The sequence below is a fragment of the Planotetraspora silvatica genome (assembly GCF_016863315.1).
GTDB lineage: Bacteria > Actinomycetota > Actinomycetes > Streptosporangiales > Streptosporangiaceae > Planotetraspora > Planotetraspora silvatica.
Map to the genome: position 1 here is coordinate 167,693 of NZ_BOOQ01000023.1, position 15,317 is coordinate 183,009.

General features: G+C 70.3%; 15 protein-coding genes. 9 read left to right on the forward strand and 6 right to left on the reverse strand.

Features of this window, described 5'->3' with window-relative positions; all coding sequences use genetic code 11:
* Nucleotides 1-6: 6 nt before the first annotated feature.
* Entirely contained in the window at nucleotides 7-1,047 is a 1,041-nt protein-coding gene (locus Psi02_RS17850) for a sulfotransferase family protein (RefSeq protein WP_203975446.1), read from the forward strand.
* A gap of 156 nt (nucleotides 1,048-1,203) precedes the next feature.
* Here the strand turns inward: Psi02_RS17850 and Psi02_RS17855 are convergent, their stop codons facing one another.
* The 3 genes from Psi02_RS17855 to Psi02_RS17865 form a co-directional block, all read right to left on the reverse strand.
* Nucleotides 1,204-1,869, reverse strand: a complete 666-nt coding sequence (locus Psi02_RS17855) for an SRPBCC family protein (protein ID WP_203975448.1) — start codon at nucleotides 1,867-1,869, stop codon at nucleotides 1,204-1,206.
* 205 nt (nucleotides 1,870-2,074) lie between these two features.
* A complete protein-coding gene (locus Psi02_RS17860) occupies nucleotides 2,075-2,311 on the reverse strand; it encodes a hypothetical protein (RefSeq protein ID WP_203975595.1) in 237 nt (78 codons plus the stop codon).
* Nucleotides 2,301-3,881 carry a PspC domain-containing protein gene (locus Psi02_RS17865; protein ID WP_203975450.1) on the reverse strand — a complete coding sequence of 527 codons (1,581 nt, stop codon included), beginning with the start codon at nucleotides 3,879-3,881 and terminating at the stop codon, nucleotides 2,301-2,303. The genes Psi02_RS17860 and Psi02_RS17865 overlap by 11 nt, the downstream gene beginning before the upstream one ends.
* Nucleotides 3,882-4,099: 218 nt before the next feature.
* Between Psi02_RS17865 and Psi02_RS17870 the strand changes: the two genes are divergently transcribed.
* The 6 genes from Psi02_RS17870 (at nucleotide 4,100) to Psi02_RS17895 (ending at nucleotide 9,666) form a co-directional block, all read left to right on the forward strand.
* Nucleotides 4,100-4,366, forward strand: coding sequence for a hypothetical protein (locus Psi02_RS17870; protein ID WP_203975452.1), 267 nt, complete (start codon nucleotides 4,100-4,102; stop codon nucleotides 4,364-4,366).
* Between the two features lie 363 nt (nucleotides 4,367-4,729).
* The gene (locus tag Psi02_RS17875) at nucleotides 4,730-5,905 is read left to right on the forward strand and encodes an ATP-binding protein (protein WP_239094964.1); all 1,176 of its coding nucleotides are present in this window, start codon (nucleotides 4,730-4,732) and stop codon (nucleotides 5,903-5,905) included.
* Nucleotides 5,905-6,543 carry a response regulator gene (locus tag Psi02_RS17880; RefSeq protein ID WP_203953512.1) on the forward strand — a complete coding sequence of 213 codons (639 nt, stop codon included), beginning with the start codon at nucleotides 5,905-5,907 and terminating at the stop codon, nucleotides 6,541-6,543. Before Psi02_RS17875 ends, Psi02_RS17880 begins: the two co-directional genes overlap by 1 nt.
* A gap of 113 nt (nucleotides 6,544-6,656) precedes the next feature.
* A complete protein-coding gene (locus Psi02_RS17885; RefSeq protein WP_203975456.1) occupies nucleotides 6,657-8,117 on the forward strand; it encodes a glutamate-cysteine ligase family protein in 1,461 nt (486 codons plus the stop codon).
* A gap of 23 nt (nucleotides 8,118-8,140) precedes the next feature.
* Nucleotides 8,141-8,815 (forward strand): neutral zinc metallopeptidase, encoded by a 675-nt coding sequence (locus Psi02_RS17890; protein WP_239094965.1) that lies wholly within the window; start codon nucleotides 8,141-8,143, stop codon nucleotides 8,813-8,815.
* Between the two features lie 74 nt (nucleotides 8,816-8,889).
* The gene (locus tag Psi02_RS17895) at nucleotides 8,890-9,666 is read left to right on the forward strand and encodes a CPBP family intramembrane glutamic endopeptidase (protein ID WP_239094966.1); all 777 of its coding nucleotides are present in this window, start codon (nucleotides 8,890-8,892) and stop codon (nucleotides 9,664-9,666) included.
* A gap of 105 nt (nucleotides 9,667-9,771) precedes the next feature.
* Here Psi02_RS17895 and Psi02_RS17900 read toward each other — a convergent pair whose 3' ends face one another.
* Together Psi02_RS17900 and Psi02_RS17905 are read right to left on the reverse strand one after the other, a co-directional pair.
* Entirely contained in the window at nucleotides 9,772-10,509 is a 738-nt protein-coding gene (locus Psi02_RS17900) for an ABC transporter permease (RefSeq protein ID WP_239094967.1), read from the reverse strand.
* An 83-nt stretch (nucleotides 10,510-10,592) separates the two neighbouring features.
* Nucleotides 10,593-11,312 carry a PIG-L deacetylase family protein gene (locus tag Psi02_RS17905; protein ID WP_203975460.1) on the reverse strand — a complete coding sequence of 240 codons (720 nt, stop codon included), beginning with the start codon at nucleotides 11,310-11,312 and terminating at the stop codon, nucleotides 10,593-10,595.
* Nucleotides 11,313-11,407: 95 nt separating this feature from the next.
* Here Psi02_RS17905 and pcrA point away from each other — a divergent pair, with 95 nt between their 5' ends.
* Complete coding sequence (pcrA, locus tag Psi02_RS17910) at nucleotides 11,408-13,651, forward strand: DNA helicase PcrA (protein WP_373317632.1); 2,244 nt, start codon at nucleotides 11,408-11,410, stop codon at nucleotides 13,649-13,651.
* 109 nt (nucleotides 13,652-13,760) lie between these two features.
* Here pcrA and Psi02_RS17915 read toward each other — a convergent pair whose 3' ends face one another.
* Nucleotides 13,761-14,627, reverse strand: coding sequence for a hypothetical protein (locus Psi02_RS17915; RefSeq protein ID WP_203975462.1), 867 nt, complete (start codon nucleotides 14,625-14,627; stop codon nucleotides 13,761-13,763).
* A 283-nt stretch (nucleotides 14,628-14,910) separates the two neighbouring features.
* Here Psi02_RS17915 and icmB point away from each other — a divergent pair, with 283 nt between their 5' ends.
* Nucleotides 14,911-15,312, forward strand: a complete 402-nt coding sequence (gene icmB / locus Psi02_RS17920) for a coenzyme B12-dependent isobutyryl CoA mutase small subunit (protein WP_203953517.1) — start codon at nucleotides 14,911-14,913, stop codon at nucleotides 15,310-15,312.
* Nucleotides 15,313-15,317 lie beyond the last annotated feature (5 nt).

Genomic DNA, 15,317 nt, shown 5'->3' on the forward strand with positions numbered 1-15,317 from the left:
GATCTCATGCAGTCCGACAGACCGCTATTCGTGGTCGGTTGCCCGCGTTCGGGCACCACGATGCTGCAGCTCATGCTGCACTCCCACCACCGCATAGCCGTACCGCCGGAGACCCGCTTCCTGGGGCCCGCGTACTTCTCGCGCAGGATGTACGGCGACATGCGGCTGGCCGACAACCGTCGCAAGCTCGCGAAGTGGATCGCCAACGGGCGCAACACCAAATTCCGCGAGCTGGGCCTCGACCCGGCCGAGTACATCCAGGCCGCCATGCTCGGCCCCGGCAGCCTCGGCTCGGTCACCGGCATGGTCTTCAAGTCCTACGCCGAGCGGTTCGGCAAGCCGCGCTGGGGCGACAAGCGGCCCAGCTACTACCGGCACGTCGAGATCCTCACGCGCATGTTCCCCGACGCCCAGTTCGTGCACATCATCAGGGACGGGCGCGACTGCGTCGCCTCCCTGAAGGAGATGCCCTGGTACAAGCCGGACAGCATCCACGCGATGGCCAACTGGGCGGAGGCCGTCGACTTCGGCCGCCGCCACGCGCGCAAGCTGCCGGCAGACGCCTTCTACCAGCTCCGCTACGAAGACCTGACGGCCGACCCGGAGGGCGAGCTCAGGAAGCTGTGCACGTTCATCGGGGAGGACTTCGATCCGGCGATGTGCGAGCCCCAGCACATGGCCGAGGTGGCCGTGCCCAAGCACAAGGTGTGGCACCACAACACCCACGGAGAGGTGACCACGGCCCGCTCGGGTAGCTGGGCGTCCCGGCTCGAACCGTGGGAGATCGCCCTGTGCGAGGACGTTCTGAGCGAGCGGCTGACCCACCACGGGTACGAGCTCAGCGGCGCGCCCAAGGCCGAGCGCCAGCACGTGGCCGCGTACAAGGACGCCGCGTCCAAGCGCAAGTCGGCGCGGCTGCGCAAGTACAACCGCGACCGGTTCAGCCGGCTCCGTGAGCCCGGCCCCGTCGCGGCGCTGCTGACCGACGGCCAGCGCAGGCTGGCCGGGCTGCCGCAGCAGCGGACCCGCGAGCTCGTCGCCCGCTGACGCCTCCCGCGCGGGAGCACGCCGGCCCACGACAACACACCGCGTTCACAGCGGCGGGCCGGTCTCCCTGAAGCATTCCCTGGCTTCTCGGAGTCTCCCGCGCGGCGACGCTCAGATGCCGCCTCCGCATGAGGCGGCATCGGGCGCCCGTACATCTCACCCGCGCAGCAGCCTGCGCATCAGATAGGCCAGCACGGCGACGGCCGCCAGCGCGCCCAGCGCGGGCGCGAGACGTCGCACCAGCGGCGGCCCGGCGATCTCGAGCAGGTCGAGCGCCTCCTCCTCGGCCGACCGGTAGGTCCGGGAGACGCCTTCGGGCTCGGCGTCGACACTCCCTGCGGCCTCCGGCCACGGGGCCGGGGACTCCTCCGGGCCCTCTTCGAGGAGCGCGGCGAGGTTGGCGGCGAAGCGGTCGATGAGCCGGGCGCCGACGTCGGCCATCGCGCCTCGCCCGATCTGGGCGGGCCTTCCCGTGAGGTTGAACGACGTCTCCACATGGACCCGGGTCCTGTCGGCCTCGGGGGACAGGCGGGCCGTGACCTCGGCGTCGGCGGTGCCCGCCCCGCGGGCCTCCTTGCCCGACGCCTTCAGCGTGACCGTCCGGGAGTCCTTGTCGACGTCCTCGAACGCCGCCTCTCCCCGGTAGGTGACAGTGGTCGGCCCGACCTTCACCCGCATGCGGCCCGCGAAGGCGCCGTCCTCGACGGACTCGAGCGTCGCTCCCGGCAGGCACGGGGCGATCCGCTCGAGGTCGATGAGCACCGACCACGCCTGCTCGACCGGCACCGGAACCGTGAACTCATGCTCGAAGCGGATCGCCATGGCTCGACTCCGTTCTGAATGGGCCCGCGATCTCGGCAGCCGGCGTGAGATCCCGCGCGAACCCCTATTTGTGACACTACGACTCGCGAAACCGGATCCGCCATCTTGTCGGGGGACGCACGACGTCGCGGTTCCGCCGTCCGCGACCGATCGGGGCCCGCACCATCGGACTGCCACCGGCGGATCGTCGTACCGGCGGATCGCCTTACCGGCGGATCGCCTTGGCGATGATCGCGACGAAGGCCGCGAAGCCGAGGCCCCCGACGACCACGGGGGTCATGACGACGGCGTCGGCCGCGGGCGCGGCGATGTAGGTGATGCCGACGCCCGTGAAGAGCAGGCCGCAGAGCAGGGCCATCCACTCGGTTCTGTGCACCCGCCGCGGGCGCGAAGGCGCCGGCGGCTCCGCGCCGGGAGAGGCCGGCTTCGCGTCAGGCCGCACGACGCACCTCCACGTCCCCGATGCCCGCCTTGACGTGCAACTCGATCGTCGGCGCGTCGGCGGTGCCCGCGACCTCGGGTTCGAGGATCCGGTCGAACTGCACGTCGGCGCCGTCCTCCACCTTGTGGTCGATCTTGACCTCGCCCAGCCGGGTGTACCCGTACACCTCGACTCTGGCGGTCGCGGGGACGATCACGGTGATCTGCCCGACCGCCACCGACGCGTTGAACCTGACCCGGGCCCCCGGAGTGAGGGGGACGTCGCTCAGGTCGAGCCTTCCCTCACCCATCCCGAGCGCGTAATCCTCGGTCGCCTGGGTGACCGTCACCGGGTGCCAGACGAAGCTGCCGACCTTCTTCGGAATTCCGTTCACCGTCGACCCCGCGACCAGGACGAGTGACACGAACATGCCGGCGACGATGAGCCCCGCGCCCCGGCCGTACCACGTCGCGACGAGCAGGCCCGCCCCGATCGTGACGAGAACCGCCCCGCCGATCATCGGCAGGCTGACCGAGCCGGTGCCCGACTGCTGAACCGCAGCCATGACCCCTCCAACAATGAGAGCCAGGCAGAGGGTGAGTCCGCCGATGAAAGATCTGGGACGCTTCGGCTTGACCGGCCGCGGTGGCGGCGGCGCTGCCGTAGGTGGTTCCACGGGCCGGTACGGCTCCCGCACCGAATAGGGACCATGGGGTGCGAAGGGCTCACCGGTGGCGTAGCCGTACGTGCCGGCGCGTGCCTCCCTGGCGAGATCGGACAGACGCCGGTAGCCGCCCGTCGGCCCCGTGGGGGGGACCGTGGTGGACGGTTGTGGCGCGGGCCCGGCCGGGTTCGCGGTCTCGGCGGGGGCGCCGGCCTCCCCCTCGACGCCGGCGCCCGCCGTGTCCCGCCCGGGAGCGGTGTCCTGGCTGGACGCGGTCTCCTCGCTGGACGGGGTGCCCTGGTTGGGCGCGGTGTCCGGCCCGGAGGCCGTGCCGCCCGGTGCTCCGGCGGGAGCGGCGGTGAACGGCGCGGAGGGAGACGAGGGAGTCCAGCCGGCGTTGTGCGCCCCCGAGGAGGCGGAGCCGAACGGGTTCTCGACGGGATTGCGGGTCATGCCGCGCCGCCCGATCGCCCGGTCCGGCACGGACTTGGCCATCGTCAGCAGGTCGACGCCGCGGGAGTGGGCGGCGAGCAGCACGATCGCCAGCAGCGTGCCCACCACGATCGTGCCCCGGTTGATGCCGCCCGACGCCACGTTGATGATCAGGCCGAACGCGAAGACGGCCGCCATCAGGGCCAGCACGGTCTCGGCGTCGAACAGGCGGTGCGTCCAGCGCTCCAGGTAGCCGGGGCCCCCACCGGGCTCCCGCATGAGCAGGAAGGCGGCCACGTACAACATGGCCCCGATGCCCGAGGCGAGCAGGAGGACGGCGAAGCCCACCCGGAACAGGACCGGGTCCATCCCCGTGTACCTGCCGAGCCCCGCGCAGACGCCGGTGACCATGCGGCCGGAGCGGCTCCGGCACAGCGGGCGCTCCGGCTCGGGGCCCGTGGCGGGTTCTTCGGTGGTGGGTGGTGCCTCGGTCATACGTCCATCCTGTCGTTCGGCGCTATCGGCGCACTATCGGGGGAACCCCTGACTCGTCCCGGAGCCGGGGACTCCGGTGACGGATGGGCCTGAGGGTCCGGGGGTTGGCGAGAGCCGTACAAGGGGGTATCAAAGAGATCAGATCGGCGATCCTGGGGTGATGTCCGTCGAGTGGCGCACAGAGGATCGCCAGACAGGAGGAGCGCGATCGTGATCCAGTGAGCCGCAAGTGGGTCGGGCCCATGGTGAGCGCGGCGGCCGGCCTCGGGTCGGCCATCTTGGCCTCCGGCCAGCCGACGCCCGTCCCGATCCTCGCGACCGCTGTCGGAGTGGCGGCCGTGTCGATGATCCTCTTGGGGGTCGTCGCCTGTGCCGCGACGTTCTCCCAGACCCACGGCGACCGGGCGCTGAAGGTGCTCGCGCTGCTGATCGGGCGGGACGAACCCGAGCCTCCGGACGGAGGTGAGGCCCCCTCCGGCTCCTGATCGTCGCCCGGGCCGCCGGTCGGATTAAGGGGGGTCCCGGTGGCCCCATGCGGCTCCATGGGCATCGCGCGAGCTCACGAACCCTGCTCCGCCTCATGGGCGCGCGAGTGGCTCACGGATACGCGCGTGCCTTCCCGGCGCTCGCCGCCACGCTCGCCGGTCGCCCCATATGGTCGGAGGTGAGGAAACTGAAGGAGGGACCCCGAAGCACAGGACGCCGTCTCGGGGACGGGCCAGGGGCATGCCTGATGCGCGCCGTGCCGCGGCGTGTGACGATGCTTGCCAAGATATCCGCCGTCACCGGAATGCGTCGCCGAAATGTCAGTCGTGTCAGAAGTCGGGATCAGAGTGCGGGAAACCGAGGTGTCCAACGCTCCTGAGGCGTACCCGAGACTCGTCAGGCCCGTGAAGGGCCGCGTGGTCGCGGGCGTCGCCCAGGGCGCCGCCGCCCAGTTGCGACTGGACCCGGTCGTGCTGAGGCTGGCCTTCGTGCTGCTCACCGTCGTCGACGGGCTCGGGTTCGTGGCCTACGCCGCGTTGTGGATGTTCACCCCGAAGGAGCAGGTCAAGGGCCGTGAGCCCGGACGCGACTGGGGCCAGCTCGCGGCGTACGGCGTGCTCTGGCTGGCGCTCGCCGCCTTCGGCTGGATGACGGGCGCCTCGAGCGGGGGATTCGGGACCTGGCCGATCGCCGTCGGCGGCGTCGGCGCGCTGATCCTGTGGCAGCAGGCCGACCCCGGCCGGCGGCAGCGGTGGATGACGGGCGCGGTCAAGCAGGTCAGCACGACCTGGGTGCGGACGATCATCGGCGCCCTGCTCGTGGCCGTGGGGGCCATCGGGTTCCTCGCCGCCAGCGGTGAGCTCGCCAAGGCGCGGACCGGCCTGGTCTTCACCGCCGTCGTCGTCGGCGGCATCCTCATGATCGCGGCGCCGTACCTGGCGTCCCTGGTCAAGGAACTCCAGCGGGAGCGCACCGAGCGCATCAGGCAGGAGGAGCGCGCGGAGGTGGCCGCACACGTCCACGACTCCGTGTTGCACACCCTGACTCTGATCCAACGCAACGCGAACGACGCGCGCGAGGTGACCCGCCTCGCCCGTTCGCAGGAGCGCGAGCTGCGCAACTGGCTCTACCAGCCCAAACAGGACGCCGACGCCACCCTCGCGGCCGCCGTGCGGAGGGTCGCCGCCGAGGAGGAGGACGCCCACGGCGTGCCGATCGAGGTGGTCTGCGTGGGCGACTGCGAGCTGACCGACGGTCTGGTCGCCTTGCTCCACGCCGCCAGGCAGGCGATGGTGAACGCGGCGAAATACTCCGAGTCGCCGGTGATATCCGTCTACGCGGAGGTCGAGGCCGACGAGGTGACGGTGTTCGTCCGCGACCGCGGGAAGGGATTCGTGCTCGACGACGTCCCGGAGGACCGGATGGGCATCCGCCAGTCGATCATCGGCAGGATGGAACGCCATGGAGGCGGCGCCCGGGTCAGGACCGAGCCCGGAGACGGTACGGAGGTCATGCTGACCATGAAGAGGAACACTTGATGAAGACCGTGCGTGTCCTGATCGTCGACGACCACCGGCTGTTCCGGTCGGGTGTCCGCGCCGAACTCGGGCCGTCGATCCAGGTGATCGGCGAGGCCGACGACGTGGATTCGGCCGTCGCCGCCATCGCCGACCTGCAGCCCGATGTCGTCCTGCTGGACGTGCACATGCCGGGCGGCGGCGGCCAGGAAGTGCTCAAGCGGGTGCTCGGCCCGGGCTCGCAGGTGCGGTTCCTCGCCCTGTCGGTGTCCGACGCGGCCGAGGACGTGATCGGCGTGATCCGCGGCGGCGCCCGCGGCTACGTCACCAAGACCATCAGCGGCGCTGAGCTCACCGACGCGATCAACCGGGTGTCCGACGGCGACGCGGTGTTCTCGCCCCGGCTCGCCGGGTTCGTCCTGGACGCGTTCGCGTCCACCGAGGCCCCGCCGATCGACCCGGAGCTGGACTCGCTCACCCAGCGCGAGCGCGAGGTGCTGCGGCTCATCGCCAGAGGCTACGCGTACAAGGAGATCGCCAAGGAGCTGTTCATCTCGGTCAAGACGGTGGAGACGCACGTGTCGAGCGTGCTCAGGAAGCTCCAGCTGTCCAACCGGCACGAGCTCTCCCGCTGGGCGACCGCCCGCCGCCTGGTCTGAACGGTCCGGTCGTGCATGGCCTGAACTGAACCGCGAAACAGTCGCACTCGCGTCAAATGCGGGGAAGGTACCTCCTATGTGATCGGGGGTCCAGGCGCCGCTCGGAGGTTCAGATGGGCCGTGACGTTCCCGCCATCGCGTTCACCAGGGAAGACCGCCGCCGCTACCGCGACAAGGTCAGGCGGTCGCTCGACGTCCTCGCGCAGATGTTGCGCGAGTCGCGCTTCGAGCTCGACCGCCCGCTGGCCGGCCTGGAGATCGAGCTCAACCTGGTCGACGCGCGCGGTGAGCCGGCCATGAAGAACGCGGAGGTCCTGGAGGTCATCGCGGAGCCCGACTGGGCGACCGAGCTGGGCCAGTTCAACGTCGAGATCAACATCGAGCCTCAGGAGCTCGGCGGGGACGGATTCCTCAGGCTCGAGGAGTCCGTACGGCGCCGCCTCAACCATGCCGAGGAGCGGGCACGGGAGGTGGGCGGGCACCTCATGCTCGTCGGGATCCTGCCCACGCTGAAGGAGACGGACGTCAGCGAGGCGACCCTGTCCGCCAACCCGCGGTACAAGCTGCTCAACGAGCAGATCTTCGCCGCGCGCGGAGAGGATCTGCATTTCGAGATCGAGGGGACCGAGCGCCTCGACATCTACGCCGACAGCATCACGCCCGAGGCGGCGTGCACGAGCGTCCAGCTGCATCTGCAGGTGAGCCCTTCGGCGTTCGCCGGCCACTGGAACGCGGCGCAGGCCATCGCGGGACCTCAGATCGCCGTCGCGGCCAACTCGCCGTACCTCTTCGGCCGGGAGCTCTGGCGGGAGACGCGCATCAGCCTGTTCGAGCAGGCGACCGACACCCGGCCTGACGAGCTGAAGGCGCAGGGCGTGCGCCCGAGGGTCTGGTTCGGCGAGCGGTGGATCACCTCGGTCTTCGACCTCTTCGAGGAGAACGTCCTCTACTTCCCGGCCCTGCTCCCGATCTGCGAGGAGGAGGACCCGCGGGAGGTGCTCGACCAGGGAGGCACTCCCGAGCTGCACGAGCTCACCCTGCACAACGGGACCGTCTACCGGTGGAACCGGCCCGTGTACGCCGTCGTCGACGGAGTCCCGCATCTGCGGGTGGAGAACCGGGTGCTCCCCGCGGGCCCTTCCGTGGTCGACATCGTCGCCAACGCCGCCTTCTACTACGGGCTCATGCGTGTGTTGCCGATGGAGGAGCGGCCGGTGTGGACGCGCATGTCCTTCGCCGCCGCGGAGGAGAACCTGCGCAACGCGGCACGCCACGGCCTCGACGCGCGCCTGTACTGGCCGGGGCTCGGGGAGGTGCCCGCCGCCGAGCTCGTTCTGCGCCGGCTGCTGCCGCTGGCCCACCAGGGTCTCGACCTGTGGGGGGTGGATGCCGTCCAGCGCGAGCGGCTGCTCGGGATCATCGAACGGCGATGCCTCACGGGCCGCACGGGGGCGGCCTGGCAGGTGGACGCCGTCCGCGACCTCGGCGGCGGGTACGACGCCCTGCGCCGGATGACCCTGAGGTACCTGGACCGCATGCACGAGAACAAGCCGGTCCACCTCTGGGATCTTTGACCGAGATGGGTCACTATGACGGAGTGATCCTGCGACGTCTCCTCGTACTCGTCCTCGCGGGGACACTGGCCGCGGCCTGTGGCGGTGACACGAGGGATCCCACCGGTGCCTCCCCGCGCGGCTCGGCCGTCGGATGCGACGCGAAGGGCGTGGACTTCGCCGGAGACGTCGAGCTGGCCCGGTGTCTCACCGAGCGGTTCTGGGCGCGGCGCTTCCAGGCGAGCGGGAGCACTTACGCGCCCATCAGCGATTTCGTCGCCTACAACGGCGAGGACGGCCCCGACTGCGGCAGGGAGCCTTCGGTGCCGAACAACGCGTTCTACTGCCCGAGCGGGCATTTCATCGCCTACGACGCCGCGTGGCTGGAGGGGATGTACGACCGGATGGGTGACGGGGCCGTCTACCTCGTCATCCCGCACGAGTTCGGGCATGCCGTACAGGCGCAGCTCGTCAACGACTTCCGCTTCAGCGTGCAGCGCGAGTTGCAGGCGGACTGCTACGCCGGGGCCACCCTCAGCGGGCTGATCCAGGAACAGGCCCTCCAGGCCGATGCGGGGGACGACGCGGAGCTTCTGGCCAACCTCGAGGCGGCCGGCGACCCCACCGACGCGTGGTGGACGCCGGACGCCCACGGCACGGCGGCACAGCGCCAGGCGTCCTTCGCCAAAGGATTCGCCCAGGGCGTCGGGGCCTGCTGACGCTCGTGGCGCGGCCGCCGGTGGCACCATGGCGGCGTGGGCGCTCGCCGGCGAGAGGACACGAGAGGACATTCGTGAAGGGCATCGATCCGCTCGTGTGCTCACTCGGCGTGCTCGCCGGGGCGAACGTGCTGAACAACCGCGTCGCCAAGCGCTGGGCGCCGGTGACGTCGGCCGTCGCCACAGCGGCCCTCCTCGGCGTCGCGCGGCGTGAGGGCCTGACGTGGCCGGCGCTGGGCTTCGAACGTGCGGAGCGGGGAGCGCGGATCGGCGGTCTCCTCGCGGCGGGGGTGGCCGCGGTCTACGCGGCCGGGATCGCCCTGCCGCGGACCCGGCCGCTGTTCCTCGACGAGCGTGCGCTCGCCCTGTCCAGGGGCCGTCTGCTGGAGGAGATCCTCGTCCAGGTGCCCGTCGGGACCGTGCTGCTGGAGGAGGTCGCCTTCCGCGGTGTCCTGCCCGCCCTTCTGGCGCGCAGATGCTCCTCGCGTACGGCTCTCGCCGGATCGGCCGCTCTGTTCGGGCTGTGGCACGTGCTGCCGTCCATGGACATGGCCCGTGCCAACCCCGCGCTGGGAGGCACGACGTCGGATCCCACAAATCTGACGGCGGGACCTGCGGGATCCGCAGGTCTTACGGCGGGACCTGCGGCATCCGCAGGTCTTACAACGGAAGGTCGCCCGGCCACGGCGCGCGTGGTGGCCGGGACGGTCGCGTCCACCGCCGCGGCGGGCGTGTTCTTCCACGAGTTGCGGCGCCGGGGCGGCCTGCTCGCGCCGTCGCTGTTCCACCTCGCCACGAACTCCTTCGGCTACGTGGCGGCGCGTGTCGCCGCCCGCGTGGCGTCGCGCTGAGGGTTCGGGCGGCGTCCCACTGGACGTCGCGCTTCGGACGGCATGGGGCCTTCGATGTCGTGTCGCTCCTTCGAGGCGGCGTCGGGCCGGAGCCTCCGGCATATCTCACCTCGAGAAGCGGCCACGGGCCGCCAGTTCGATCGTCACGACGACGGCCACGGACTCCGCGGCGAGCAGGGCGACGAGCACGGCGACCTGGACGATTCCCGCGTGGACGGGATCGGAGCCGGCGATCATCATGCCGACGAACGCGCCGGGAAGCGTGACCAGGCCCACGGTCCTCGTCTGGTCCAGCGCGGGGATGAGCGCCTGGGCCGCGGAGCTTCTGCAGATCTCCATGGCCGCGTCCCGCTGGGAGAAGCCCAGTGACAGCGCCGCCTCCACTTCGCCGCGCCGCTGTTCGAGCGCGTCCAGCGCCCGGCGCCCGGCCATGGACGTGGCGGTCAGGCAGCCGCCCAGGAGGATGCCGGTGACCGGGATGAGGACCATTCCCGTCACCGGCATCACGCGGGCTCCCAGCATCAGGACCAGCACAGGGACCACTCCCGCGGCGATGGGCAGGGCGGCCCACCAGGCGGTGCGGCCACGGGCGATCCGCCGTCCCGCGGTGAAGGCCGCCACGCCGTACATCAGCAGCAGGAACCCGGTCGCGGCGGGCAGATGGCTGATCGCCCAGACGATGATCAAGGAGACCGCGGAAAGCTGTACGGCGGCCCGCAGTGAGGCGGTCAGGATCGCCGTCGAGTGCCCCAGCCGCCCGACCGCGGCGACGCCCGCGCCCGCGAGGGCGAGCAGGACCACCACCACGCCGAGTTGCGGGGTGACGGGAAGCAGCGTGTTCACGTGACCGATCCTGCCCCGCCGTGCCCACCCGACCCGCACCGGTACGGCCACGGCGGTGCAAGGCGGTCAGCCGTACGGCGGATTCAGGCGGTGGCCACGGCCTGGAACGCCTCCGCGAACCTGCCTTCGGGGAGGCCGGCGGCAGCGGCGTTCGTGGCGAGCCAGCTCCGTACGAATTCGTCCAGGTTGTCCATGTGGGCGGTTTGGCTCTCGTGAGCCCTCAGGGCCTCGATCTTGCGGTCCACCGTGGCGGTGACGTCGACGTAGCGATCGGGCGTCATCGTGCCCATCAGCCACACCTCGCGGACGATCCAGGCCTCCAGGCCCTCGTCCGCGAGCAGTTCGGGGAAGGCGTAGGGGTTGCGGGCGTCCGGGTAGACCGCGTCGAGCGTGGCGCCGCCGACGGCCCGGTGGTCCGGATGGCTCGGGCCGAGGCGGGCGTAGTTGCGCTCGGGAGTGGACGCCAGCACGAGATCCGGCCGGACCTGCCTGATCACCCGCGCGATGTCGCGGCGGAGATCGAGGGACTGCTCGACCATGCCGTCCCGGTAACCGAGGAAACGGATGTCCTCGACGCCGACGCACCTGGCGGCGGCCATCTGCTCGGCCCGCCGGGCGGCCGCCATCCCGCCGTTGTCGAGCTTTCGGTCGAAGCCGCCGGCGTCGCCATCGGTGACCAGGCAATACACCACATCGGCCCCCGCGTCGACGAGTTTCGCCACCGTTCCAGCGCCGCCGAAGTCGATGTCGTCGGGGTGAGCGGTCACCACGAGAACGTTCTTGATCTCAGCGTCGTCGAGCATTTCGTACGGCCTCCTCGTTTCTGGCACCTCACCTTAAAGGGGGCGGTATGGACGGCGAGGCACCGGATGTCGGTGGGCGGCAATACCCTTAGGAGGTGTCCATCGGAACCGCCACTCACCCCTTGCTCGACGGTCTGAACCCCCAGCAGCGGGAGGCCGTCGTCCACCAGGGCAGCCCCCTGCTGATCGTGGCGGGGGCGGGCTCCGGGAAGACACGGGTGCTCACCCACCGGATCGCCTACCTGCTGGCCGAGCGGGGCGTCCAGCCGTCCGAGATCCTCGCGATCACCTTCACCAACAAGGCCGCGCGCGAGATGAAGGAGCGGGTGGACCGGCTCATCGGCCCCCGGTCCAAGGCCATGTGGGTGATGACGTTCCACAGCGCCTGCGTGCGCATCCTGCGCAGGGAGGCCAAGCGGCTGGGCTTCACCAGCAGCTTCTCGATCTACGACCAGGCCGACTCGCAGCGGCTCATGGCGCTGGTGTGCCGGGAGCTCGACCTCGACCCCAAGCGTTACCCGCCGCGGTCGTTCTCGGCCCAGGTGAGCAACTTCAAGAACGAGCTGATCGACTACGAGACGGCCGCCGAGCGCGCCCAGACCCACCTGGAGCGCACGCTCGCCGAGGCGTACAAGACCTATCAGCAGCGGCTCACCGAGGCCGGCGCGATGGACTTCGACGACCTCATCATGCTCACCGTCACCCTGTTCCAGCTCTTCCCCGAGGTCGCCGAGCACTACCGGATGCGGTTCCGGCACGTGATGGTCGACGAATACCAGGACACCAACCACGCGCAGTACATGCTGATCCGCGAGCTCGTCGGCCGTCCCGAGGTCAGGACCGCCGACGGCGACGTGGTCAGGGAGGGCGTCGAGCCCGCCGAGCTGGTCGTGGTCGGCGACGCCGACCAGTCGATCTACGCATTCCGGGGTGCGTCGATCCGCAACATCCTGGAGTTCGAGCGCGACTACCCCGACGCGAAGACGATCCTGCTGGAGCAGAACTACCGCTCCACGCAGACGATCCTCAACGCGGCGAACGCCGTGATCTCCAGAAACGAGAGCCGCAAGCCCAAGAACCTCTGGTCCGAGCAGGGCGCCGGGGCGAAGATCGTCGCCTATGTGGCCGACAACGAGCACGACGAGGCCATGTTCGTCGCGCAGGAGGTCGACCGGCTCGCCGACGACGAGGGGGTCACCCCCGGCCAGGTCGCGGTCTTCTACCGGACCAACGCGGCCTCCCGCGTCTTCGAGGAGATCTTCATCCGCACCGGCCTGCCGTACAAGGTCGTGGGCGGGGTGCGGTTCTACGAGCGCAAGGAGGTCAAGGATCTCCTGGCCTACCTGAGGGTCCTGGCCAACCCGAGTGACACGGTCTCGCTGCGGCGCATCCTCAACGTGCCCAAGCGCGGCATCGGCGACCGGGCCGAGGCGATGATCGAGTCGTTCGCCACCCGGGAGCGGATCAGCTTCTGGGAGGGGCTGCGGCGGGCGGAGGAGGCCCCGGGCCTGGCCACCCGGTCGCTCAACGCGATCAAGGAGTTCACGGCGCTGCTCGACGATCTCCGCGCCAAGGAGCTGCCGCTGTCCGACCTGGCGGAGGAGGTGCTGAACGGCACCGGCTACCGCACCGAGCTGGAGACCTCCGGCGACCCGCAGGACGAGAGCCGCCTGGAGAACCTGAACGAGCTGATCTCGGTGGCGGCCGAGTTCGAGGAGGCCAATGCGGACGGCACGCTGGTCGACTTCCTGGAGCAGGTCTCTCTCGTCGCCGACGCCGACCAGATCCCCGAGGGGGAGGACCACGGCGGCGTCGTCACGCTGATGACCCTGCACACGGCCAAGGGCCTGGAGTTCCCCGTGGTGTTCCTCACCGCGCTGGAGGACGGCGTCTTCCCGCACATGCGCTCGCTCAGCGACGCGAAGGAACTGGAGGAGGAGCGCCGCCTCGCCTACGTGGGCATCACCCGGGCCGAGCAGCGGCTCTACCTGTCCCGGGCGGCCGTGCGGACCTCGTGGGGCGCCCCCTCGTTCAACCCCGCTTCGCGCTTCCTGTCCGAGGTGCCGGGCGATCTCATCGACTGGCGCGGCGATCCGAGCAAGAACGCCTGGTCGGCGGCCGTCTCCCGAGGCCCCGCCCGTACGGCTCCCGCCCCGAAGAGGGGCGCCAGGGAGATCCCGAATCTCTCACCGGGGGACCGGGTCACCCACGACTCGTTCGGCCTCGGCACGGTGGTCGCCGTGGAAGGCAGTGCGGAGAAGACCCGAGTGAAGATCGACTTCGGCGCCTCGGGGGAGAAGACCCTGCTGCTCGCCTACGCCAACGTCGAAAAGCTCTGAGCCGATCTGGCCCGTCCTGGCCCGATCCGACCTGGCCTGGCCTGATCGGCCGAGGCCGGGCCGGTCCTCATCGAGGTGCGGGCCGGCCCTGTTCCACGAGAGGCGCGGACTAGCGAGTGATCGGGCCGGGCAGAGCCGGCTCGGGCGGAGTCGTCGAGTCGGGGGGAGTCAGGTCTGCCAGCCCGGCGACCTGACTGGCCGGCGGAGCCTTCAGCGACACCTTGGCACCCCAATGGGCGTAGCGCGAGTCGACGGTGAACGTCGTCCCCGGCATGCCGACGGCCCTGCCGTTGTACGAGCTCACCACGCGCGTGATCACGCCCTTGCTGGTGACGTACAGCTTCCAGGAGACCTTGGTCTTCGCGTCAGAGCCGGTGGGGCGCTCGCCGACCGAGTACCGGAACCAGCTGGAGACCTTCCACAGGTCCGCGAAGGTGGTCGTGCCGCTGTAGGCGCTGCCCTTCCGCTTCCCGTGCGACAGCAACCCCTTCAGCGTGCGCGGCTCGGTGACGCCGATGAGCTGCCCCAGGGCACTGCTCGTTCCTCCCACAGGGCCCTTGGGGTACTTGAGCCAGGTCTTGCCCTTGGGCAGGTATTCGCCGAGGAGGCCGCCCTTGATGTATGCCGTCGTGCCGATGCGGATCGTCCGCTCCGACTTGAGAAGGCTCCTCATGTCCTTCGGCACGTCCTTGAGCTGGGGAGCCGAGAGGTTGAACTTGGCGGTGAGGTCCGACGCGGCCAGCCCGCTCTTGTTGAGCTGGAACTTGCCGGACCGCTGCAGCAACAGATTGGAGTGCCCGGCCTCCTTCACGGAGGTGCGATCCGCGAACGTGGCGCCGTGGCCGGAGACGAACTGCTTCTTGAGTACGGCTACGGGGTCCGCGACGCGGGTCTGGGCGTGCGCGGGTGTGGCGAGCGCCGACGCGGCGACCGCGGCCGTCGTGGCACATGCCAAAGTGGCGATAAATCGCCTCATAGAGGATTCCTCCCGTAGGCCCCCACCTTGTCGAGGGCAGTCCGCACATGGTGCTGAAAGATGATCACTTCGCGGTCACGGAAGTCCGTCTTCGCGGTGAGGGAAGGGTGTACAAGGCGTGCGGGCGCGCAGGCCGTGACGACGTAGAGGCATCGGCCGCCACGGGTGACTACGCTGCGGGCAGCGGGCACGCTATCGGGGCGACGTAGCCTCGGGTACGGCCGGGCGCGCGATCCGCGCCCTTCAGCGCCGTAGCTTGGCGGGCATCACTCGGGAGGTCTGCATGGAAGCCAGGATCCGCGTCGTCGTCGCCAAGCCGGGACTCGACGGGCACGACCGCGGGGTCAAGCTCGTGGCGAGGGCCCTTCGCGACGCCGGCATGGAGGTCGTCTACACCGGGCTCCACCAGACTCCGGAGCAGATCGTGCAGGCGGCGATCCAGGAGGACGCGGCGGCCATCGGCCTGTCGATCCTCTCCGGCGCCCACATGACGTTGTTCGCGCGGCTCATCGAGATCCTGCGCGAAAAGGGTGCCGAGGACATCGTGGTGTTCGGCGGCGGCATCATCCCCGAGGCCGACATGCCCGAGCTTCACAAGATGGGCGTGGCGAAGATCTTCACACCCGGTGCCACGACCCAGGAAATCGTCGACTGGGTCCGTACGGCAGTGCCTGCATCGGTTTGAGATAT

Bases quoted from the DNA above. Each gene is read 5' to 3' on its own strand.
- icmB (WP_203953517.1), top strand. From the start codon at position 14,911: ATGGAAGCCAGGATCCGCGTCGTCGTCGCCAAGCCGGGACTCGACGGG.
- Psi02_RS17880 (WP_203953512.1), top strand. From the start codon at position 5,905: ATGAAGACCGTGCGTGTCCTGATCGTCGACGACCACCGGCTGTTCCGG.
- Psi02_RS17915 (WP_203975462.1), bottom strand. From the start codon at position 14,627: ATGAGGCGATTTATCGCCACTTTGGCATGTGCCACGACGGCCGCGGTC.
- Psi02_RS17850 (WP_203975446.1), top strand. From the start codon at position 7: ATGCAGTCCGACAGACCGCTATTCGTGGTCGGTTGCCCGCGTTCGGGC.
- Psi02_RS17885 (WP_203975456.1), top strand. From the start codon at position 6,657: ATGGGCCGTGACGTTCCCGCCATCGCGTTCACCAGGGAAGACCGCCGC.
- Psi02_RS17865 (WP_203975450.1), bottom strand. From the start codon at position 3,881: ATGACCGAGGCACCACCCACCACCGAAGAACCCGCCACGGGCCCCGAG.
- Psi02_RS17855 (WP_203975448.1), bottom strand. From the start codon at position 1,869: ATGGCGATCCGCTTCGAGCATGAGTTCACGGTTCCGGTGCCGGTCGAG.
- Psi02_RS17905 (WP_203975460.1), bottom strand. From the start codon at position 11,312: ATGCTCGACGACGCTGAGATCAAGAACGTTCTCGTGGTGACCGCTCAC.